This window comes from Aquibacillus sediminis, from assembly GCF_005870085.1.
Classification (GTDB): Bacteria; Bacillota; Bacilli; order Bacillales; family Amphibacillaceae; genus Aquibacillus_E; species Aquibacillus_E sediminis.
In genome coordinates this window covers 66,571-87,506 of sequence record NZ_SZNM01000009.1, presented here as the reverse complement: position 1 = coordinate 87,506, position 20,936 = coordinate 66,571, and the positions used below count along the sequence as shown (strand labels likewise).

Sequence of the window (20,936 nt, the reverse complement as noted above, 5' to 3'; positions counted from 1 at the left end):
TTGAATATATTGTGCGGATAAATTAGTATTAAGATTAAGCAACTATGATTTTAACTATATTAAAACTGGAGAGGAAGTAGTTTACTTGAATATTTTACTAACAGGAGCAACAGGATTTGTCGGCAAACAACTCACGAAGAGGTTAGTAGAAACCGGTCATCATGTTTATGCGATTATCAGGAATGAGAAAAAGGCTGAAAAACTACTTTCATCTTTACCTTCAAACCTTAGGGGACGTTTGTCTATAGTAGAGGGTGATGTTACCCAACCTAAAGTAGGTATTACCAGTTCATTAATAGAAGAGTTATTATATAACAAAATTGACACCGTTTACCATATTGCGGCATATTTATCTTTTGATGAAACAGAGAAACAACGAACGTTCCAAGTTAATTATGAGGGAACGAAAAATATATTAGAACTTGCAAAACAGATAAAGGTTAAAAACTTTTTCCATGTTAGTACTGCATACACACTAGGTAAAAATGTTTATGCTAATGAACGTTTAAATCCAGTTGAAAATCGTTTTGTGAATTCTTATGAAGAAAGTAAATGTCATGCCGAACACTTAGTGTTTGAATATAATGAGTTTTTCCATGTGAATATCTTTCGTCCAGCGATTATTATTGGTGACTCCAACACTGGTGAAGCGGAGACGACTTTTGCCTTGCACGGTATCATTCGCAGTTTTAAGCTATTAAAACGAATGAAGGACCGCAAAGGAGATTGGAAACAAGGATTTAAATTTTTATGTAATAAAGAAACGAAACAAAACTTAGTTCCAATTGATTATGTGGTTACGGTTCTTCATGCTGCGTTATCTTCTGCGCAAAATAATAAAATCTATCATATCACAAATTCAAATCCACCGACTAACCAAAAACTTTTTGAGCTTATTCAAGAGATCATTGGGTTTGACGGGATCGAAATGGTTCCTACCAATTATACTGGCCAATTGACAAAAGAGGAACAAAAGTTCAATCAGCCAATTAATGTGTTTTATCAATATTGGGAAAATACCGTTACATTTGATGATTCCAATACGAGGGAACTATTAAGTGCAGCAAATATTTCACCTCTTAACTTAGATCAAGATGCTTTGAAAAAGATTATTTTGGGAAATCCTGCCGAGCAACCTGCTTAGAATGAGGCTGAGATGACAGAAAAACGATTAGATTATAACGTAGTTACCAATGGGCGTAGTAAGGAATGGGCCGTTTTTTTCCATGGAATTGGTGGGAATCATAGAATTTTTTATAAACAAATAGACATGTTTAAACAACATTACAATTTGCTATTTATTGATTTACCTGGGCATGGTAATTCCCCAGCCCTGCCATCAAACCAGGGGGTATTACCAGCTACTACGGCGATGGTGTTGGAGTTATTAGATGATTTGAAGATAGAGTCAGCACATTTTATAGGCATTTCGTTAGGTACGATTGTCATGCAACATATCGCCATCCATTATCCAAACAGGGTAGCATCAATGGTGTTAGCTGGAGCTGTTAATAGGTGGTTAAAGTGGGGGGAATTACTAGGGAGATTGGTCCTGTCAAGATGGCTAAGAAATATCCTCCCATATATGCTCCCGTATATTGTTTTTGCTTATTTGCTAATGCCAAATAACAACCATAAACAGTCCAGAGATATTTTCATTCGGGAAGCTTACAAGCTTGGGAAACAATCCTATCACCATTGGGCGTTTGTGCTACTGTACTCGTATAAAACGTATGATCAATTGATCAAATCTAGTAATGCTATTCCGAAGTTGTATATATCTGGAGAAGAAGACCATATGTTTATTAAAGGAATCACATCGTATGTTAAAGCGGAAAAAAACGCAGAATTGCATCTAATAGAAACGTGTGGACACGTGTGTAATATTGAAAAGCATATGGAATTTAATCACCAAGCGCTCCAGTTTATTCAAAGGAATAAACGTCCGATCGGAAGGGTTTCGTAGCGATATCGGTGGAGGGCGAACGATTAGGTGGGGGAGTTGTCACATAGGTGGCAACTCCTTATTTTTTGGTAAGGGGGCTCTAATAACTAGGTGGAGAGACAGTGAGAAAAATGTCTTACTCGTAATGTGTGCGAGTGATTGTTGCCGCGCTTTTCCTCGGTGTCGCATTGTTGCAGTGGTCTCCATGTTGCCAGTTCTTGTGCTGTGTTTGGCGGCCATTTATTCCGTTATTCTTGCGAAAATCAGCAATTTTTAGCTGGGTGCGGACATTTGTTCCATTATTTAATAGAAAAAGTGCTGATTCAGCTTGAATTAGGCTAAATAGCTCACTCGATGTCCGTTCAAACTGCTAAAAAGGGATTTTTTTAAAAATAGCGCACTGAATGTCCGCGTAGCGCAACGAGCACACGATAGTAAACCGTAGTTTTAGCGGAGCACAGTGCGGTTGCAAGCACGACACAGCAAAACGCGGTGTAGCTCATCACCGCAGTAAATCGCAGTATAGCACCGCCAGCGCAGATACTGGCTGCCACCTTTAAGTGGGACAAGTGCCCTGTCCCCGTGTCCCAGGGAAATTTCTAAACTATTCATGCCGAAATATGTAGAAATTTCCTTTGTTTTGTCATACTATATAGATAGATTGATAGAAATCGATGAAAGGGGATTAAGATGACGAGGTGGAACAACAAGATCATAGCGGGTTTAATTGTTGTCGTTTCTATTGTAAGTTTTTCGGCCCCAGCGACAGCATCAGCATACAATCATGCTTTCACTGATGTGAGGAAAGGGTCAACATTCTATACTCCAATCATGGAACTTACAGAGCGGGGCGTCATCAATGGGTATTCAGACGGCACGTTCCGAGGAAAAGACATCTTACAACGTCGTCATGGTGCAGTATTATTATACAATGCGCTAGATATGCCCCCATCTTCAAACGTTGAGGAGACATTAAACAAGTATTATGATGACGTTTGGGTAGGTGGTGCAAATGCAAACGAAATTGCAGCAGTAACCCCTTCCATTTTTAAAGGAAGTGGTAGAAAGTTTCAGCCTTTCGATGATATGACTCGTGAAGAGGTGGCAACAACATTTGTACGGGCATTTAATTTAAACGATAGAGGAACAGATCCCAAAGTGAATCTATCAAATGTATCTCCAGCACACAAAGATGATGTGAAAATCTTTGCGCAATATGAGATTACGAAAGCACTAGAGGACTTTAAACCAAAGGAAGCCATTACGAGAGAAGAGTTTGCAGCGTTTCTTTATAGGATCATGAATATAAATCAAAATGAGGACATTAGAGAGTATACACAATATAGCGTTGATTTTGCAGAAGTGGTTAATACCCAAATGACGAGGACGCCAAAAGTGGATGGTGCTGGTCAATTTTTAGCTAGTAAAGAATTAGTAGCGTATTATGCGAATCCGAATAATTTTTCTGAAAATTCACCCGAGTTTTTCCAATTTCTTTTATTATCCTATAGTGATGGGCTCAATGCCGCTGAAATTAATGAAAAAATATTAAAGGGTAAAGGAAGTTTGGAAGGTACAGCTGAGTCGTTTATTGAGGCTGGGAAGATGTATGATATTAACGTTATATACTTAATTGCCCATGCATTGCATGAGACGGGAAATGGTACTTCCGTATTATCGACTGGTTATCCTGTTTCAGAAGTGAAGGGAGAAGCAGTTCCTGAAAGAGAGACCTATAACATGTTTGGGATCAGGGCGTATGACTCTTCCCCGCTTAAGAGTGGATCAGAGCATGCGTATGAACAGGAATGGTTCACAAAAGAAGCCTCCATTATAGGAGGGGCGAAGTTTATTAATAGTGGTTATATTGGGAAAGGACAAGACACCCTTTATAAGATGCGATGGAATCCGATTTCTCCTGGTAGCCATCAATATGCTACCCATGTAAGTTGGGCAACCATTCAAGCACGACACATTCAAAAAATGTATGAGTTATATAATCTGATTGATCACTATGTATTGCGATTTGATATACCGAACTATAACAATCAACCAACAAATTCGCCAATGCCAACGGTCGAGAACCGGTATGCAGTTAACACTTCTGCTGAAGGCTTGATTGGTGAAACAACTACTAATCTAAGATTAAGAGTCGCACCGTCGACTTCTAATGCTATTCTGACAACACTATCTGAAGGGACAACCCTCGATGTGATTGGCGAAAATGGCGGCTGGTATAAAGTCGAAACCGCTAATCGAGTTGGTTGGGTGTCTGGAGACTATGTTGATTTTATTAATCTATTAAAGGTAGATGTTGGTAACAGCATTCTTAGAGTTAGAAGCACTCCTCAGATAACTAGTGGTAATATTGTTGGAAGTCTACAACAAAATGACACAGTTGCTGGAGTCATGGATGATCAAGGTAATTTTGTAACAGACGGAGATTGGTACAATATTATCTTTGAAGGAGAGGACGCTTGGATCCATGGGGATTATGTGAAGCGGTAGTGGGAGCGGAACTACTAAACAATGCTGCCTCTATTTGCGGGGTCAGACCCCCTAAAAATACAACTGTCCACATTGGAAGGACAGTTAACAAGAAAAAGCTCAACTCCCTGGTAAAAACAAGGGAGTTGAGCTTTTTTTGTGGGACATGATGATTCAGTTGGAAAAGTCATGTGATGGTAAGGTGCAAATCGGTCACCTAATGGCCACACTACCATCCTTTCCACCGTCAAGTGGGACAAGTGCCCTGTCCCCATGTCCCACCCAGGCCCATGTCCCACTATTGGTCTTTTACTTTGGGTACGTGTTTGAATATTTCTTGGGATTCTAGGAAGTCGACTAGTCGACGGATCCAGTCGTAGTATTCAAGTGATTTGTAGGAGTCTTCTAAATACGTTTTTGCTTCTTCCTTTATGTCGTCACTTGTTTGGTCATTTTCTATGATTTCATTTAAATCATGTTGAATTTTATGTTCGATATGATAGTTACGCGTAATGACTTCTTTCCAGTTGGATGTAAATAGGGATATGAAAATTTGATAGTAATCTCTTTCAACTGTATAAAAATCTTTACGTGATCCTTTGACGAAGGTTTTTTCTGCTATATTTAGACGAACCATTTCCCTTAAAACCTGACTCATCCTCGTTTTACTCATTCCGGTTTTTTCCGCTAGTGTATCTAAGTCTAATGGTTTTCCTTCATCGTAAATTAATGCAATAATTCGTCCAATTGTACTTGGAAATCCATAAGATTTCATATTTTCCGCAATTTGCTCAATGATTCTATTATTTATTGATTCTAATTTTTCTTCACTATTCATGCGACATTCATCCCCTATTTTGCTTAGTATCATTAGATTATCATAGAAAAATGGCAGTGCAAAGCTTACCAAAACATAGGATTTTGTCGAAAAAGAGAGGAATTTTAAGTATATAAACATTATGCAATCTATAAACTTAAAATTTTATAAAGTTTGTGCAATTAAAAGTTTATATCAAGTTTTTAAAAAAAGGAAATTTTCTATAAAATAAAAGACGTTGCAACAACAGAACGGATTTATTCATCAATTTCACAATGGAGGAGGAAAGACTTTGATTCAATTAAAGCGTATTAACAAGGTCTATGATGATGGTTTTCAAGCATTGAAAGAGATAGACCTTACATTTGAAGAAGGTAAAATCAATGTATTGATTGGCCCTAGTGGTTGTGGAAAGACGACTACAATGAAACTACTAAATCGGCTAACAGAATATACGGATGGGCAAATTTTAATAGATGGGAAAGATTTGAATCAAATCAATCCAATTGAGCTTCGTCGTCAAATGGGATATGTGATTCAAAATATCGGGTTATTCCCGCATATGACAATCTATGACAATGTTGCTACCGTCCCTAAGTTATTAAAATGGGATAAACAACGAATTAGAAAGCGGGTCGACGAATTACTTCAGTTAGTCAATCTTGATCCAGAAACATATAGGGGCCGGTATCCATCTGAATTAAGTGGGGGACAGCAACAACGGATCGGGGTTATTCGAGCATTGGCAGCTGAGCCGTCTACCATTCTTATGGATGAGCCCTTCAGTGCGCTTGACCCGATTAGTAGGGAACAGCTGCAAGATGAGCTAGTTCGCCTGCAACGCGAAATTAATAAAACGATTGTCTTTGTCACCCATGATATGGATGAGGCGATAAAAATTGCTGATCAAGTTATTTTAATGAAAGACGGTCAAGTCGTGCAAAAAGGTTCACCAAAACAGCTATTGGAAAATCCAGCGAATGAATTTGTCCGTGAGTTTATTGGAGAAAATCGATTGGAAAGCGCGAAAACGTTGCCACCATTAAGCGAGTTCGTGGTTGAGGGTTATCCATCCGTAACGGGGCAATCTGATTTACAAGATGTGATCGATGTTATGGTGGAGCACAATCTAGCTGAACTTCCAGTGGTAGATGGGGAGAACAAATATAGAGGAATCGTAAGTCTTTACCGTGCGTTATCGAACAAACAGGCTGTTCTTAGTGATGTATTAGATACATCCATTCAGGCTGTAAACGAAAACGAAGCGATCGACGACGTGATGAACCACACAAAGAATGCACCTGGTTCTGTTATACCAATTGTTTCCAATGAATCAGAACTGATTGGTGTCGTGAATCATAACCAGTTGTTTCAAGCTTTACATCAATTTTATCAACGTAAGAGTGGTGGAGAGTAAATGGATCTATTTTTGGATTATTTCGAATTTTGGCAGGATAAATTTGATTCCATTCTAGCGTACACGTATGAACACTTGATTATATCATTCGTTGTGATCGTTTTATCAGTAGTCGTAACAGTGCCTTTAGCCATTTATATGACGAAAATGAAAAATGAAAAAATAAAAAATCTCATATTTAATATTGCGAATGTTTTCCAAACAATCCCAACGATTGCTTTATTGGCGATCATGATTCCGATACTAGGAATTGGTTTTAAACCTGCGGTAGCAGCATTGTTTCTATATGCGCTGTTACCATTGTTACGAAATACGTATACCGGTGTAAAATCGATTGACCCGGGTGTTGTAGAAGCAGCGAAGGGAATGGGGTTTAGTACCTTCCAGCGATTGTTTAAAGTCGAACTTCCTGTCGCACTTCCTTATGTGATGTCCGGGATTCGTGTGACGACCGTTTATATTATTAGCTGGACAACCCTTGCTGCATTAATCGGTGCAGGTGGTTTAGGAGATCTAGTATTAGCAGGTATTGGCTATAACGATCAACATATGATTTTTACTGGAACGATCCTAGCGATTATGATCGCATTATTGTTAGATTTACTGTTTGGCAAGTTTGAAAAAAGGTTTTCAAAAGTTTAAAAAATATACATGTAAGGAGAATGTAAAATGAAAAAAATAGTAATGGCAAGTTTATTGACGGTATTATTACTCGTTATGGCAGCGTGTGGAGGTAATAGCTCTGCAGATGGCGGAGAAGTATTTGAATTTGGTGCACAGAAGAACACAGACCCTAAAGTGATGGCTCAAATTGTAAAACTATTAGTAGAAGATCAAACAGCACATGAAGTGAACATTACAGAAGATATGCCAGCTAGTCCACAAGTAATGGCGGCAATTGATAAGGAAGATTTTGATTTTGCATTACTTTATTCAGGTGAAGTATACAACAATCATTTTGACGAAGATCAAGTAGAATATACAACAAACCCTGATGAAACATTGGAACAAGCACAAGCGTTATTTGGTGAAAAATATGATATGAAATGGTATGACTCTGCCGGCTTTAGTAATCAGTACTCGATCGCAATCGAAGACGATTTTGCCGAAGAAAACAATATTACGACTATGTCTGATTTAGGGGAATATGCCGGTGATTTAACACTAGGTACCGACAATTCATGGATTGAACGTGCAAATGATGGGTATGAAGGGTACCAAGAAGCATATGGGTATGAATTTGCTGATGCACGCGGTATGGATGTTGCGTTAATGTATGAAGGAATTGCAAATAATGAATTAGATGTGGTAACAGCCTATACCGTTGACCCGCAAATTATTGAGTATGATTTAAAGGTATTGGAAGATGATGAAAAATTCTTCCCACCATATGATGCATCCTTAGTGGCAAGAAATGAAGTAATCGATGAGTATCCAGAAGTTGCTGACATTTTTGACTCGATTGTTGGCTCAGTAAGTACAGAAGAGATGACACTGATGATTCGTGAAGTAGATATGAATGAGCGTAGTACCGCAGAAGTAGCGAAAGAATATTTACAAGAAAAAGGGTTATTACAATAATTTTAAAAAGGTGATGTGTCATGAATTTTATCACTGAACTAAGCCAGTATATGGTGGAAAATGTCGGAGAATTAATGGCTCTAACCGTTGAACATATATTAATGGTCGTTTATGGGATTCTTCTTGCACTTGTTGTAGGAGTGCCATTAGGAATCATTGCTGCCAGATATGAGAAGTTAGCGCCGATTATTATTTCAATCACGAATATATTGCAGTTAATCCCAAGTTTAGCGATGTTAGCGATTTTGATGCTTTATTTTGGATTAGGTTTTGAAACGATGGTGATTGGCCTGTTCCTATATTCTTTACTTCCAATTGTCCGGAACACTTATGTAGGAATTAAAGAAGTCGATGATAGTATCACAGAAGCTGGAATTGGGTCTGGTATGACGCCGTTACAGTTACTAGCGAAGGTGCAATTTCCACTATCTATTCCATTCTTAATGGCAGGATTACGTGTAGCATGTGTTATTGCTGTAGCAGTAGCTTGTATCGGTCCATATATTGGCGCAGGTGGTTTAGGGAAAGAGATTATATCAGGTATTAGTTTGCAATCAGAAGTGAAAATCTATGCTGGAGCAATACCGGCAACGATCTTAGCGATTTTTGCTGATCTGATGTTAGGTTTATTTGAAAAACGTACGAAAAAGCGAGTAGCTTAATCGAAAGCAAAAAGTAGATGGATAGAAAGGTTGACAACATTGGTTTTTAATATTAAAGATTCCGAACGACGTAGAACGAAAACAGAATACCCAAGAGATGTGAAGAAAATGGAGCATGTATGGATTCCTATGTCTGACGGGGCAAAACTAGCCGCAACAATCTGGTTACCAAAAGATGCTGAAGAAAATCCAGTGCCAGCGATATTAGAGTATATCCCATATCGAAAGAATGATTTCACAGCAATTCGTGACTCAGCAAGACATCCTTATTTTGCTGGCCATGGCTATGCCAGTATTCGAGTTGATATTAGAGGTTCTGGTGATTCGGATGGTATTTTACTAGATGAATATTTAAAACAGGAACATGATGATGCCTTGGAAGTATTGGATTGGATTGAACAGCAAGCCTGGTCAACCGGTTCAGTCGGTATGATTGGAAAGTCATGGGGAGGATTTAATAGTCTTCAAGTAGCTGCCCGTCAACACCGTGCATTAAAAGCAATCATTACCTTGTGTTCAACAGATGATCGTTATTCCGATGATGTCCATTATCGTGGTGGGAATATTTTAGCTTCTGATATGTTGTGGTGGGCATCAACCATGTTTGCTTATAATGCTAGACCACAAGATCCAAATGTCGTGGGGCAAAGTTGGAAAGAAAACTGGTTAGACCGGTTGGAAAATACCCCTCCATTTGTCGAAGAGTGGGTTAAACACCAACGAAGAGATGCGTATTGGAAACATGGATCAATTTGTGAAGATTATTCCGATGTTGACATTCCAGTCTTTGCTGTCAGTGGTTGGCAAGATGGGTATACCGATGCAGTCTTCCGTCTGTTAGAAAAATTACCAAAGGAAAGTAAAGGGTTAATTGGACCGTGGGCACATGAATTTCCAGAAGTGGCCACACCGGAGCCTGCGATTGGATTTTTACAAGAATGTCTTAGATGGTGGGACCAATGGCTAAAAGGTGAAGATACCGGGATCATGGACGAGCCTAAATTAATTTCATGGATTCAAGATAGTGAATTGCCACAAGTAAGTTATCAATCTAGACCTGGAAAATGGGTAGCCGATCATGCATGGCCATCTGAAAACGTATCGGAAAACTCCTTATGGTTAACGGAAGGAAAACTTGTATCAGATTGTAAGCGAGAGGAAACGATCTCTATCCCAAGTGTGCAGGAACATGGTTTCTATGCAGGGGTATGGTGCCCATTCGGTCAACCAGGTGATATCGCAGCCGATCAACGATTCGAAAATGGAAAGTCTGTCGTCTTTACGTCAGCCCCATTTGAGGAAACGACCGATCTACTAGGGCATCCCGTCTTTCATGCGGAGTTATCTGCGGATCAAGAAAATGCCTTGATTGCGGTAAGGTTATCTGATAAGGCGCCAACAGGTGAATCTACTTTAATTAGTTGGGGAATGCTTAACTTAAATCACCTTCAATCGCACGAACATCCGGAAGCATTAGTGCCAGGGAAAAAATATCAAGTGGCAGTAAAACTAGATGCACTAGGTCAGCAAATTCCAAAAGGACACCGATTAGAACTTGCTGTATCACCGACTTATTGGCCACAAGCATGGCCATCACCAAAGCCGGTGACATTAACCATCCATGCTGGTGAAGCGACACGTCTAACATTACCAGTTCGTACACCTCAAGAAGAAGACGAGACATGTGGTCAGTTTGATGTTCCAGAAACGGCTCCGGTAATGGATAAGGAAATTTTAAGAACGGAAAATAGAACAAGAGAAGTGATCCACGATCCTGTAAATGGTACGTGGAGATTGGAAGATTTCTCTGATGAAGGACAGCGAAAACTACCTTCAAATGGATTAGAATATGGAAGTATAAACAAAAATACGTTTGCCATCGCCGAAAATGATCCATTAGCAGCACGCGTCACTTGTGAATGGGAATTAACAGTTGGACGAGATGATTGGCAAACAAAGTTAGAAACGTACAGTGACATGACAAGTGACGAAACGAATTTCTATATAGTAAATACTGTGACAGCATATGAAAATGAAAAGCAAGTATTCACTAAAACGTGGAAAAAAGAAATTCGGAGAGATTTTGTGTAGGGGTCAGACCCCATAAAAATACAACTGTCCACATTGGAAGGACAGTTAACTAGAAAAAGCTCAACTCCCATGGTAAAACAATGGAGTTGAGCTTTTTTTGTGGGACATGGGGACAGGGCACTTGTCCCAGAGGATAAGCTGGCGGAGTCCCAGGTCTGATATCGGGGGCCACCGCCATCTAACCGAAGTAGAGCGGTAGGAAAAGGATTGATTATCGAGTAATTCTATTAAAGAGCATCACAAAATTTAATATTCAGCTAGATAAATATCTCTTATTTTAAGAGGGTAATGGGTAATCCTGCCGTGCTCGTCTTCAACAAGTAAGCTCCTAATTTCATCTTCAATAGCATCAAATAACATGTCAGGGTAGTCCGTGTTCCAATTATCCGATAATAATAGCTCATTTGCGTCTACTTGTAGTAATTCGATTTCAGAAGACATCGTAACAAGTTGAGGCGGAATAGCCGATCTAAAGATACGCTCGATTGTTTCAGGAATTTCTCCCCTAATGGAAGTTGTGTATGCAGTCACTTCCTCTGCAACGACATCCACGCTACTTTTCACTTCGACATAGAAGCAATAATAGACTCTGTCGGGATTATAGTAATAATCGTTGGTTTCTATCGCGACTTCAACGGTTCCGAACAGCTCATCAAATATCTTTTGGCTATTGTATAATGACTCTACTTTGCTCATATTCCCGCCACCTTTTCTATCAAAATTCTTATTCTATTTGTATGAGTTAGTTAATAGATTATGCATGAACGACCATTTGCTGCGATATTAGTTTGACTAGTGCAGGTGTTACGGTTAGTGGGGACGATGGTGACGAAGCCGTGATTTCTCGGTGCCGTGCTGTGCTGTGCGGACATTTAATTCCTTATTCATGCAAAATATAGCAATTTTCAGGTGGTTGCGGACATTTGTTCCTCTATTTACCCAAAAAAGGGCCAATTCCGCTTGATTTTAGTCAAATAGCGTACTGATTGTCCGTTCAAAGCACAAAACAGGGCAATTTTAGCCAAATAGCGCACTAAATGTCCGCACAGCGCATTCCAGCATCACCCCAGCGCCACCCCGGCGCACCCCAATCCAAGCAAATTACCAAAATCCCCACCTCAAAAGTGGGACAAGTGCCCTGTCCCCATGTCCCATTTCCGTGATAGAATATATTCTATATGTATGTTGGAAAGTGGGAAGTGTTTTTATGAATTGGGTTGTAAATAAGTTAAGAGGTATATCATTAAAACAACGAATTTTTCTCGTGATGTTGTTTGTTACTTTAATTGCGTCGTTTATTTTTGTTTACCAAAATCATGCGTTTTATGATCAGCCGATTGTTGAAGTGGTTGAAGTGACTTCAGAGGATCGGGAAGAGGTGGAGGATACGAATCAAAATCAGGATGTCGTCTATACACAGCATCTTGTTTCGGAATTGAAAAATGGAGAGCAAAAAGGTGAACTTGTTTATTTTACGAATGATTATTCAGAATCTAGTGCGCATCACCCACAACTTCGTGTCGGACAAGATGTGTTTATCACAGTGGATTCGAGGGATAGTGATGGGAATTTAACTGGAAGTATCATAGAAGTGAAACGCGATCACATTTTACTGATCGTTACATGGGTGTTTATTTTTGTATTACTCCTTGTTGGTAGGCGGCAAGGCTTTTATGCGATTATCGGTTTGGTTGTGAACGCATTGTTGATTTCATATGCGTTAGATGTGTATATTCACACTTCGGATATTAGTCTGTTGTTGATCATGAGTATCACGGTTATTTTGATGACGGTACTGTCCTTGCTGTTTGTTAGTGGATTTACTGAAAAGACCTATGCTGCAATCGTCGCAACGTTGTTAGGAACATTTGGTTTATTGTTCATTACGATTTTTGCATTGTGGTTAACCAATGAGCAAGGAATACGGTATGAAGAAATGGCCTTTCTAACTCGACCTCCTGAAGCAGTATTCATGGCAGGGGTGCTGGTTGGAGCATTAGGGGCTGTGATGGATGTAGGTGTGACAATCGCTTCTTCCTTGTTTGGTTTGTATGAAAAGAATCATCAAATTTCTGTAAAAGATCTCAAAGCATCAGGATACGAAATAGGAAAAGACATCATGGGAACGATGACAAATATACTATTTTTTGCATATGTGAGCGGAACGATTCCATCGCTTATTCTTTATTTTAAAAATGCTGCTACGCTAGAATATACGCTTTCGATGAATCTTTCGTTGGAATTAACTCGCGCATTAGCAGGTGGAATTGGCATTGTGCTAACCATCCCGATCGGTATCTATACAACTATTTTCTTTATTAATCGAAAGAGGTCGAACATATGAATGCATTAGTGTTATTATCCATCATTTTGTTTGCATTGATGGCTGTGATTGGTGGTAAAAAAGGGGTTCGCTCGTTTGTTGCGTTATTTATTAACTTTGTTGTGCTACTAACTACAGTATTAGTGATGACTGATCCGAGTGCTGATCCGATTATTTTAACCTTGATCGCTTGTACCATCATCAGTTGTATTAATTTGTTCTATATTAATGATGTAAATAAAAAAACGAAAACAGCATTTGTGTCCACGATGTTGACGACTCTTTTGCTACTTTTATTCATTTATATTGTGACCGAACGTTCTCTGATTCAAGGATTTGGAGAGGAAGAAGTGGAAGGTCTCACGATTTTTTCCTTTTATATAGGCATTGATTTTGTAAAAGTAGCTGCTTCTGTCGTTATTATGAGTACAATCGGAGCGGTGACCGATGAGGCGATTTCAATTAGCTCACCGATGTATGAGATCCACCGACATCATCCAACGATCTCGAAAAAGGATCTTTTTCTAGCTGGCATGAGTATTGGAAAAGACTTATTAGGAACAAGTGCCAACACATTATTTTTCGCCTTCTTTGGTGGTTATATCGCATTGTTAGTAAGATTCAAAGACATGAACTATTCTCTTGGTGAAATTATCAATGCCAAAGTATTTAGCGCCGAAATCATTACGATACTGTGCGGAGGCATCGGCGTCGCATTAATTATACCAATCACCGCCGCCATCACATCCTATGTATTGGTGAGGTCGGAATAGGTGGGACATGGGGACAGGGCACTTGTCCCATTTTTTTATCGAAATAATGATTACACTGAGTCAAAATAGAAGGCATTTGATTTAAATGAAGCATGTGCTCAGTTAAACGAAAGGATACTTATGAAATTCTATTAAATGAATATTACATTGCTCGGAAGTCGTTGATTGGCGAAGGGTAAGCGTGCTAATAACGGGGCTATTTTTTATAAGATAGTCATCTTTTTGAATTTCAGTTGCTGCTGACAATTTTAGTGTCACCAATTTAAGCTATGGTGTCATCATATGATCTATTTAGCAAGATTTGACCACACGAAAAAAGACTCATAATATACACAGGGAACAAGTATGTTTGGGCAATTATATGTAGTATTTTTAATTTTTCAGTACGACAAAAGAAGACAATATACATATATTTACAGTTGGAACTTTATCTCGCATGAAGAACATAATGCCATTGAAGTTCATACCGAAGAAGCGATTGAAGCTCAAAACCATAAACCAACAGCACTTATCAAAGAAAAATACACAAACTACAACGATTTGATTGATTTAAAATATATGGAGCACTAAGAAAGAAGCGTTACACGCACTAGCGTGAAACTTCTTAATTAAGTGTATTGTTCAATTTATGTAAAAGTGTAAATTTCATGGGACCTCAAAAAGACAAAATACCCTTGTCCGTTGCATAAAGGGAGTCCTGTTGATGAAGTGGGACAAGGGGACAGGGCATTTGTCCCACCGATATCAGGGGCAGTAAGCGTCCCCCCTGTCAAGTTGATACTAAGAGCCTGGGGTCAGGCAGCAGACCTAGGTTGATATTGTGTAGTTGCTTTTTGATCCTAAACCTTTTGCCTTCTTTTATTGTTATAGAAGTTCATTTGCCAATCGATTGTGCGTATCGGCGGGTTTCTTAATATATACAAAGGGCACCCTTTTATATGGGAGTCCCTGAATGACCTCATGAATTGGATCCCTGGTTGTTGGTTGTCTAAATTCTACCTATGTTAAAATAGGATAACAATTTAACATAAGGGGGAATTTTCTTATGTTTAAATGGTTGAAAAAGTTGGTGCAGCAACAAACATGTGCGTTCTGCCACAATAAACTGGAGCGATCACAGGACTATATTAATGATGTTGAAGAAACGATAAGTGTTTGTTATAAATGTGTTCCTTACGCAGAACGAAGAGCGTTTAGGAAAAAATAGTGTAAGAGGAGAGTTGTCACATTCTGTGGCGACTCTCTTGTTATTTAAGCGGGACAAGAGTGGGGTGGGGCACTTGTCCCACTTAATATCGTGGCAGCTATCGCTTGGGTGGGACAGCGGACCTGTCCCCATGTCCCTGCTAGCTTCCTCCTTTTATGCTGTTATAGCAGATCATGACCCTGTTCTATCGACATATTTCTAGTTCTTTTTCAGTAATTAATTTTTTCTAATATGGTAATGTAAACCCATTTTTTCCAATATTTGTATTTATCTATCATTTCATCTGTTACGATACTAGGTGGGTACAGTCAAAGAAATTTGACGTCACAAAGCAATAGGGGCTAAGGAGTAATCTATGCTAGCCTGCTGCCGTTACTAAATGATAGGAGGAATTGGTAATGAAAAAGAAGATTTCAATTTTATTTGCTGTGATGTTGGTTATGTCAACTGTTTTAAGTTCCCTTACAGTTGCGGCTAAGCCAGCACACGCGGGGCCACCTGCACATGCAGGAGGAGAAAAGGCTGAAGTTTCAAAGCCTAGTAAGGAAAAGGTAGAAAAATCGAATAAACAGAAGGTCGAAAAACCACAAAAGAAAGAGAAACAGAATAGAAATGGGATAAACAACGCTTTTGGCCAAAGAGTAGAAACGATCAATAACCATTTAAATAAAGTAGATACGAAAGTTGCTAGTGTAACGGAAGCTGTTTACAATGAGTTTGGCTCAGAAGAAGAAGAGATAGTAGATGAAGAATCTACTACCGAAGAAGAAGCAGCTGATTCAGAAGAAGCTACAGTAGACGAAGATGCAAATGAGGAATCCACGGATGTTGAAGAATCAACAACAGAAGAAAGTGAAGCAACAGAGGAAACTGTAGACTCCGAAACAACGGAAGAAGAAGCTGTCCAAGAGGAGCAAGATGCACAATCTTCTGACGGTGCTGAAACAACAGAAACCGAGGAAAATGAAGAAGAAAGTGAATCTGCACAAACAAGTGAAGAAGATGCACAAGAAGTGGATGAAGAACTTGAGAGCAAAGTAGATGGTTACCTTGGAAAATTAAACGGACAAGCTAACTATCTTAAAGCAATTCAAAAGCAAATAGATCAACTAGCTAGATTTGCTGGTGATTCTGATCAACTAGATTCTTTATCTAGTAAAGCTTCAGATTTAGATCAAACGATTGAGTCCGAAATCAATAGAATCATCGAATTGTATGAAGCGAGCAATCAACCAGCTGAAGAGGAGCAAGAATCTGACGCTGATGGGGAAAGTTCATCTGGGGAAGAAGAAACAGATGAAGCCGATGAAGAAGCAGACGAGGGTAATGAAGACTCTGATGAAGAGCCTGTAGAAAACGAAACTGAAGATGAGGAATCAGTGTAAGGAAGTCCATGCTGATGCTCCCTTCAGAAATTGGATAAACACTTCATTAAAAGAAAAACACTATGAAAAGGAGTTGTCACAGGATAAGGGGGCAACTCCTTTTTTGTGGCAATTACCTTGATCGATCACCTTTTGATTGAAAGGTTTCTTACTCAATTCGCTGTGTCTTGACATAATATCTAGAAGAAACTAACCATTATCACGCACATCTAAGATCGAAAAGTACGGATGATTTATAGCCGCATAATAAGAAACTAGTATCATTATTACAAAATAGAACATAAAGATCATATCAAACTTAGAAAAGCCTAATTGATAGTAATAGGTCCTGTTTACCGTATCAGAAAAACGTTTCGCCTCCATTGCAATAGCAATCCTATAAGCCTTCCTAATGCTTTGGGAGAGCATGGGGATGGAATAGGATTTTAATTTTTTGTAAAAACCTACAAAACCTTTATGATTTTGAACACCACGAACTTTTAATGCATAATGTAAGGTTTGTGTTTCCTCTATCATTATTGGGATCAACCTTACTGCAGCCATAAAGCTATAGGCATATTTCGGTTTTAACTTTAATTGTTGCATTAAGGAGTAAAACAAATATACAGGTCTAGTTGTCAGAGCAAAAATAATTCCTAAAGTTGCAAAAATAATCCCACGAAACCCCAAATGTAATCCCCGGAAAAAGCTTTCTTCCGTAATATGCACTAATCCCCATTTAATCCAAGTGATTTCCCCTTTTCCAAAGAAGATCATGGATGTAGATGATGTAAGAAAAATTAAAATAAATGGTATAGAAATAATCAACAGGCGTTTCCATGGATGACCTGTAAAAAACAAATAAAGAATAGTCATTCCTAGCATATAATTGATAATAAAATTTATATTATGAATCATTAATAAGTGAATAAATAAGATAATGATAATTATAAACTTTAAACTTGGATTTATTTTATGTAGCCATGTTACCTTATAAGAAAAATCCATTTGCATATTGCCCCCCCATATCAACTCATGGCTGGTTGTTTTTGATTATTTTTGGTATAGTTAGATGCTGAACATTCCTCAACGAGCTTTCCGTTAGAAATGTACCAAACTTTTGTAGCGAAGTGGTTAACGATCTGTAAGTCATGCGTAACCATAATGACTGTTGTTCCTTGCAATCTCAACCGTTCAAGCTGCTCAAGTATTGCGAAAGTATTTTTCGCATCTTGACCAAATGTAGGTTCATCTAAGAGTAATATTGGTTGTTCTTTGATAATAGCGGCAGCAAAACTTAGTCTTCGTTTTTGACCCATGGATAATTGATAAGGGTGTTTTTGTTTATGCGCTTCTAATTGATATAAATTCAAAAGCTGATTAACTCGAGTTAAAACCTGTTCTTCACTCCAATCTTCAAGTTGAATGGAGTATGCTACTTCATCAAACACTGTATTTGTAATGAATTGGAACTCAGGGTTTTGAAATACAAAACTCACATAATCGGAGAAGTTTTTTATCTTCCTATGATTTTGATCTAGTATATAGTAGGATCCTTTTGTTTTTATCAAATTCATAAGTCCCAGTAACAGCGTACTTTTTCCCGCTCCATTTGGACCGAGCACAGTTATCCATTCACCAGGATAAGCATCTGCTTCTTTTACATCTATTTTTTTGGATTTCTCTCGATAGCCTGCAAATTCAGCCAAGTGTAGATTTGGTTTTTCATTCACTTTATTTGATATCGGAAATTCTTTACGATTAACTTGAATGTACTCATCCCAGACACCCGGATACCAAATCCCTTGTTCTATAAGTACATGTTTATACTGGTCGAAAATTTTCCGTTTCGATCCGTCAGCAATGATCTCTCCGTTTTCATTCAGAAGAATAATTCGATCGACAAAGTCTACAATTTGTTCAATTTTATGTTCGACTATGACTACCGTTTTATCTTTACCAATATCTTTTAATGTGTCCCAAACACTTTGTGTTCCTTTTGGGTCAAGCATGGCAGTTGGTTCATCTAAAAATAACACTTCCGGTTCGAGTGCAAGAACCGATGCAATAGCTAATCGCTGCTTCATACCTCCCGATAAGGTTTGTATTTTCGTATGAATATTGTCAAAAGTTAATCCAACTTGATGTAAGTAATAATGAATAGAACTTTCCATTTGTTCTCTTGGCGTTTGAAGGTTTTCAAGGACAAAAGCGATTTCTTCGTCTACGTAAGGCATACAAAATTGCGTATCAGGATCTTGAAATAAAAACCCCCAAGATTCAGGAATTATCTTTTCCTCTGCTTTCATTGGTATTTCCACAGCATCAGGTACTAATCCCGTTAACACTTGTAGTAGTGTAGATTTCCCTGAACCTGATGGCCCCAATATTAATACTTTTTCTCCTTTATTCAAGGAAAGGGAGAAATCCTTGAATAACAAGGATTCAACCCCTGGAAACTTTAATCGCATGTTTGTGATACTAGCTATGGTTGTCATCAAAACACTCCCAATTTGTTAGTTTAATGCCTTATAATCTTCACTTGACGCTGGACGGACAAGATTTGTCACCCCTGTTTTTTCCAAAGCTTGAACTATTAGATAAGCGAAAATACCAGAAATAAGGATAGCACCAATAACTCTAGCTCCAAACATAATCAACAAATTCCAAATAGCCAGATCAGCGACATAACCATAGTAGTAATCAATACCAATAGACGCAAATGCCGAAGCAACACCAGCTAAACAGGCAATGAACATGTCAGATCTCTTATAACGAAAAGCTGCAAAAATAAGTTCAGCTGCAAGACCTTGACCTAAGCCAAACACGAGTGTAACTACTCCCCATTCCCCACCAAAAATAAATTCACCTTGAGCTGCTGCCACTTCTGCTAATAAGGCGACACCAGGTTTCCTTATGATTAAGTAAGCAACAATAGCAGCTATAAACCACATTCCATAAATCAGTTGTTCTATTTGAAGACCAAATGTCGAAACAACCCCATATAACGGCCCCCATAACTTGTAAATAATACCAAATAGAAGCGCGATAATTATAGTCACTAAAATATCTGTTAACTTTAACCCCTTTTTCATTTTCCAAAAATCCCCCCTTATTATTTTATATAGGCCATTTTTCCAATTGATAAGCCATTTTCCAAAACGAATATTCGTATTGACTACTTATGATGAAGTGCTCTTTCATTCGTTCGCGATCTGCTTCTGTCACTGTTTCGGCTATTTGGTCAAGTCTAGCAATTTGTTCTTCTACTAATGTTTTAAACCATTCCCCACCATATGCTGCAATCCATTCTTGATAAATTGGTTCTTCAGGAGTACATGATTGAAGTTTTTCCCCGATTTCATAGTAAAGCCAATAGCATGGCAATATGACTGCAATAACATCTCCTAAATGGCCTTGATATGCTGCGCGATACAAATGAGATGTGTATGCATATGCGGTCGGAGAGGGATAAAATGATTTTTGTTCATCTTCTGTAATTTCTAAAAGGTTGACGAATTTTTTATGCAAAGCTAATTCTGCTTCATATGTTCCTTGTGCATGAGCAGCCATTCGACTGGTCGTATAAAAAGTATCCGCTTTTGCCGCACCTAAAGATTGCACCTTTGCAAAATGTGATAAATAATACGCATCTTGCATGACATAGTAACGAAAACACTCTAAAGGCAATGTCCCGTCACCAAGCTCTTTAATAAAAGGGTGATGAAAGCTTGCCTCCCAAATGTCATTTACTTCTTTTCTTACCATCTCTGAAAATTTCATTTCCTAACCTCCAATTAATTTGTTTGTGAATCTGTGTTCCTCTACTCCAAATTTGGACAAAACAAAAACCACTTTCCATACCATCGTAGGGAAAGTGGTTGTATTGAAAATTAGGCATAAAAATGCACGCATCTTCACAACTCCACTTCCCTACGCTGGTATTACCCAGATCAGGTTCTAAGGGTCTTAAAGTCTGACTTTAATCTCAACCTTTAGTCAATAAGTGGGAAAGCAAAGATTGTACACTGTGTTAACATGTATGTTTTTAACACACATTTTCGTCAACAGCCTTGAATTTCTATTGCTAATCCCACTAATGAAGGTTCCCCTAGTGGAAAAACTTACTAATTAAATTGTATGTTGACACTCATAGTATCATAATATTTTTAATTGTCAAACATATTTTGGCGGGGACCTCCTAGAAATATGTTTTGCGGAAATAATCGTTTTTTACGGATTCATCAACTGGGACAATCGAGTGCGTTG

The 20,936-nt window shown here is 38.4% G+C and carries 19 protein-coding genes and 2 riboswitches; of the genes, 13 read left to right on the top strand and 6 right to left on the bottom strand.

All coding sequences use genetic code 11. The features are described 5' to 3' along the window. Positions 1-85: 85 nt before the first annotated feature. The 3 genes from FCI53_RS10840 to FCI53_RS10830 all read left to right on the top strand — a co-directional run bounded on the left by FCI53_RS10840 (position 86) and on the right by FCI53_RS10830 (position 4,453). Positions 86-1,144: an SDR family oxidoreductase gene (locus tag FCI53_RS10840; protein WP_138418719.1), complete on the top strand. Its 1,059-nt coding sequence runs from the start codon at positions 86-88 to the stop codon at positions 1,142-1,144. A 12-nt stretch (positions 1,145-1,156) separates the two neighbouring features. Next, entirely contained in the window at positions 1,157-1,966 is an 810-nt protein-coding gene (locus FCI53_RS10835) for an alpha/beta fold hydrolase (RefSeq protein ID WP_138418717.1), read from the top strand. Positions 1,967-2,635: 669 nt separating this feature from the next. Beyond that, on the top strand, positions 2,636-4,453 hold the full coding sequence (locus tag FCI53_RS10830) for an SH3 domain-containing protein (RefSeq protein WP_138418715.1): 1,818 nt from the start codon (positions 2,636-2,638) through the stop codon (positions 4,451-4,453). 277 nt (positions 4,454-4,730) lie between these two features. On the opposite strand, the gene FCI53_RS10825 is transcribed toward FCI53_RS10830, so the two are convergent. Continuing rightward, positions 4,731-5,270, bottom strand: a complete 540-nt coding sequence (locus FCI53_RS10825) for a GbsR/MarR family transcriptional regulator (RefSeq protein WP_138418713.1) — start codon at positions 5,268-5,270, stop codon at positions 4,731-4,733. 271 nt (positions 5,271-5,541) lie between these two features. Between FCI53_RS10825 and FCI53_RS10820 the strand changes: the two genes are divergently transcribed. The 5 genes from FCI53_RS10820 to FCI53_RS10800 are packed head-to-tail and all read left to right on the top strand — an operon-like array spanning position 5,542 to position 11,000. Next, positions 5,542-6,666: a betaine/proline/choline family ABC transporter ATP-binding protein gene (locus tag FCI53_RS10820; RefSeq protein ID WP_138418711.1), complete on the top strand. Its 1,125-nt coding sequence runs from the start codon at positions 5,542-5,544 to the stop codon at positions 6,664-6,666. Next, positions 6,667-7,308, top strand: a complete 642-nt coding sequence (locus tag FCI53_RS10815) for an ABC transporter permease (protein WP_138418709.1) — start codon at positions 6,667-6,669, stop codon at positions 7,306-7,308. Between the two features lie 27 nt (positions 7,309-7,335). Further along, the gene (locus tag FCI53_RS10810) at positions 7,336-8,247 is read left to right on the top strand and encodes an ABC transporter substrate-binding protein (protein ID WP_138418707.1); all 912 of its coding nucleotides are present in this window, start codon (positions 7,336-7,338) and stop codon (positions 8,245-8,247) included. Between the two features lie 20 nt (positions 8,248-8,267). Then, complete coding sequence (locus FCI53_RS10805; protein WP_138418705.1) at positions 8,268-8,909, top strand: ABC transporter permease; 642 nt, start codon at positions 8,268-8,270, stop codon at positions 8,907-8,909. Positions 8,910-8,948: 39 nt separating this feature from the next. Continuing rightward, positions 8,949-11,000, top strand: coding sequence for a CocE/NonD family hydrolase (locus FCI53_RS10800; RefSeq protein WP_138418786.1), 2,052 nt, complete (start codon positions 8,949-8,951; stop codon positions 10,998-11,000). A 246-nt stretch (positions 11,001-11,246) separates the two neighbouring features. On the opposite strand, the gene FCI53_RS10795 is transcribed toward FCI53_RS10800, so the two are convergent. After that, positions 11,247-11,696 (bottom strand): hypothetical protein, encoded by a 450-nt coding sequence (locus tag FCI53_RS10795; RefSeq protein ID WP_138418703.1) that lies wholly within the window; start codon positions 11,694-11,696, stop codon positions 11,247-11,249. A gap of 511 nt (positions 11,697-12,207) precedes the next feature. Between FCI53_RS10795 and FCI53_RS10790 the strand changes: the two genes are divergently transcribed. From FCI53_RS10790 to FCI53_RS10775, 5 genes are all read left to right on the top strand, one after another. Beyond that, complete coding sequence (locus FCI53_RS10790) at positions 12,208-13,344, top strand: YibE/F family protein (RefSeq protein ID WP_138418701.1); 1,137 nt, start codon at positions 12,208-12,210, stop codon at positions 13,342-13,344. Next, a complete protein-coding gene (locus tag FCI53_RS10785) occupies positions 13,341-14,096 on the top strand; it encodes a YibE/F family protein (RefSeq protein ID WP_138418699.1) in 756 nt (251 codons plus the stop codon). The genes FCI53_RS10790 and FCI53_RS10785 overlap by 4 nt, the downstream gene beginning before the upstream one ends. Positions 14,097-14,441: 345 nt before the next feature. After that, complete coding sequence (locus FCI53_RS10780; protein ID WP_138418697.1) at positions 14,442-14,666, top strand: hypothetical protein; 225 nt, start codon at positions 14,442-14,444, stop codon at positions 14,664-14,666. Positions 14,667-15,141: 475 nt separating this feature from the next. Further along, positions 15,142-15,303: a hypothetical protein gene (locus FCI53_RS21445; protein ID WP_171038142.1), complete on the top strand. Its 162-nt coding sequence runs from the start codon at positions 15,142-15,144 to the stop codon at positions 15,301-15,303. A 291-nt stretch (positions 15,304-15,594) separates the two neighbouring features. Next, a riboswitch (cyclic di-GMP riboswitch) is annotated at positions 15,595-15,677 on the top strand. 24 nt (positions 15,678-15,701) lie between these two features. Beyond that, positions 15,702-16,688 (top strand): hypothetical protein, encoded by a 987-nt coding sequence (locus FCI53_RS10775; RefSeq protein ID WP_138418695.1) that lies wholly within the window; start codon positions 15,702-15,704, stop codon positions 16,686-16,688. A 189-nt stretch (positions 16,689-16,877) separates the two neighbouring features. Here FCI53_RS10775 and FCI53_RS10770 read toward each other — a convergent pair whose 3' ends face one another. The 4 genes from FCI53_RS10770 to tenA are packed head-to-tail and all read right to left on the bottom strand — an operon-like array spanning position 16,878 to position 20,450. Then, the gene (locus tag FCI53_RS10770) at positions 16,878-17,681 is read right to left on the bottom strand and encodes an energy-coupling factor transporter transmembrane component T family protein (RefSeq protein WP_138418693.1); all 804 of its coding nucleotides are present in this window, start codon (positions 17,679-17,681) and stop codon (positions 16,878-16,880) included. 14 nt (positions 17,682-17,695) lie between these two features. Continuing rightward, positions 17,696-19,165, bottom strand: coding sequence for an ABC transporter ATP-binding protein (locus FCI53_RS10765; RefSeq protein WP_138418691.1), 1,470 nt, complete (start codon positions 19,163-19,165; stop codon positions 17,696-17,698). Positions 19,166-19,183: 18 nt separating this feature from the next. Then, positions 19,184-19,762, bottom strand: a complete 579-nt coding sequence (locus FCI53_RS10760; RefSeq protein WP_138418689.1) for an ECF transporter S component — start codon at positions 19,760-19,762, stop codon at positions 19,184-19,186. A gap of 25 nt (positions 19,763-19,787) precedes the next feature. Beyond that, positions 19,788-20,450: a thiaminase II gene (gene tenA / locus FCI53_RS10755; protein ID WP_138418687.1), complete on the bottom strand. Its 663-nt coding sequence runs from the start codon at positions 20,448-20,450 to the stop codon at positions 19,788-19,790. A 130-nt stretch (positions 20,451-20,580) separates the two neighbouring features. Continuing rightward, a riboswitch (TPP riboswitch) is annotated at positions 20,581-20,674 on the bottom strand. Between the last annotated feature and the right edge of the window lie 262 nt (positions 20,675-20,936).

What these genes read in the sequence shown, in the direction of transcription:
- FCI53_RS10785 (WP_138418699.1), top strand. Translation starts at nt 13,341, where the DNA reads ATGAATGCATTAGTGTTATTATCCATCATTTTGTTTGCATTGATGGCT.
- FCI53_RS10765 (WP_138418691.1), bottom strand. Translation starts at nt 19,165, where the DNA reads ATGACAACCATAGCTAGTATCACAAACATGCGATTAAAGTTTCCAGGG.
- FCI53_RS10825 (WP_138418713.1), bottom strand. Translation starts at nt 5,270, where the DNA reads ATGAATAGTGAAGAAAAATTAGAATCAATAAATAATAGAATCATTGAG.
- FCI53_RS10795 (WP_138418703.1), bottom strand. Translation starts at nt 11,696, where the DNA reads ATGAGCAAAGTAGAGTCATTATACAATAGCCAAAAGATATTTGATGAG.
- FCI53_RS10810 (WP_138418707.1), top strand. Translation starts at nt 7,336, where the DNA reads ATGAAAAAAATAGTAATGGCAAGTTTATTGACGGTATTATTACTCGTT.
- FCI53_RS10790 (WP_138418701.1), top strand. Translation starts at nt 12,208, where the DNA reads ATGAATTGGGTTGTAAATAAGTTAAGAGGTATATCATTAAAACAACGA.
- FCI53_RS10780 (WP_138418697.1), top strand. Translation starts at nt 14,442, where the DNA reads ATGTTTGGGCAATTATATGTAGTATTTTTAATTTTTCAGTACGACAAA.
- tenA (WP_138418687.1), bottom strand. Translation starts at nt 20,450, where the DNA reads ATGAAATTTTCAGAGATGGTAAGAAAAGAAGTAAATGACATTTGGGAG.
- FCI53_RS21445 (WP_171038142.1), top strand. Translation starts at nt 15,142, where the DNA reads ATGTTTAAATGGTTGAAAAAGTTGGTGCAGCAACAAACATGTGCGTTC.
- FCI53_RS10805 (WP_138418705.1), top strand. Translation starts at nt 8,268, where the DNA reads ATGAATTTTATCACTGAACTAAGCCAGTATATGGTGGAAAATGTCGGA.
- FCI53_RS10770 (WP_138418693.1), bottom strand. Translation starts at nt 17,681, where the DNA reads ATGCAAATGGATTTTTCTTATAAGGTAACATGGCTACATAAAATAAAT.
- FCI53_RS10815 (WP_138418709.1), top strand. Translation starts at nt 6,667, where the DNA reads ATGGATCTATTTTTGGATTATTTCGAATTTTGGCAGGATAAATTTGAT.
- FCI53_RS10775 (WP_138418695.1), top strand. Translation starts at nt 15,702, where the DNA reads ATGAAAAAGAAGATTTCAATTTTATTTGCTGTGATGTTGGTTATGTCA.
- FCI53_RS10760 (WP_138418689.1), bottom strand. Translation starts at nt 19,762, where the DNA reads ATGAAAAAGGGGTTAAAGTTAACAGATATTTTAGTGACTATAATTATC.
- FCI53_RS10835 (WP_138418717.1), top strand. Translation starts at nt 1,157, where the DNA reads ATGACAGAAAAACGATTAGATTATAACGTAGTTACCAATGGGCGTAGT.
- FCI53_RS10830 (WP_138418715.1), top strand. Translation starts at nt 2,636, where the DNA reads ATGACGAGGTGGAACAACAAGATCATAGCGGGTTTAATTGTTGTCGTT.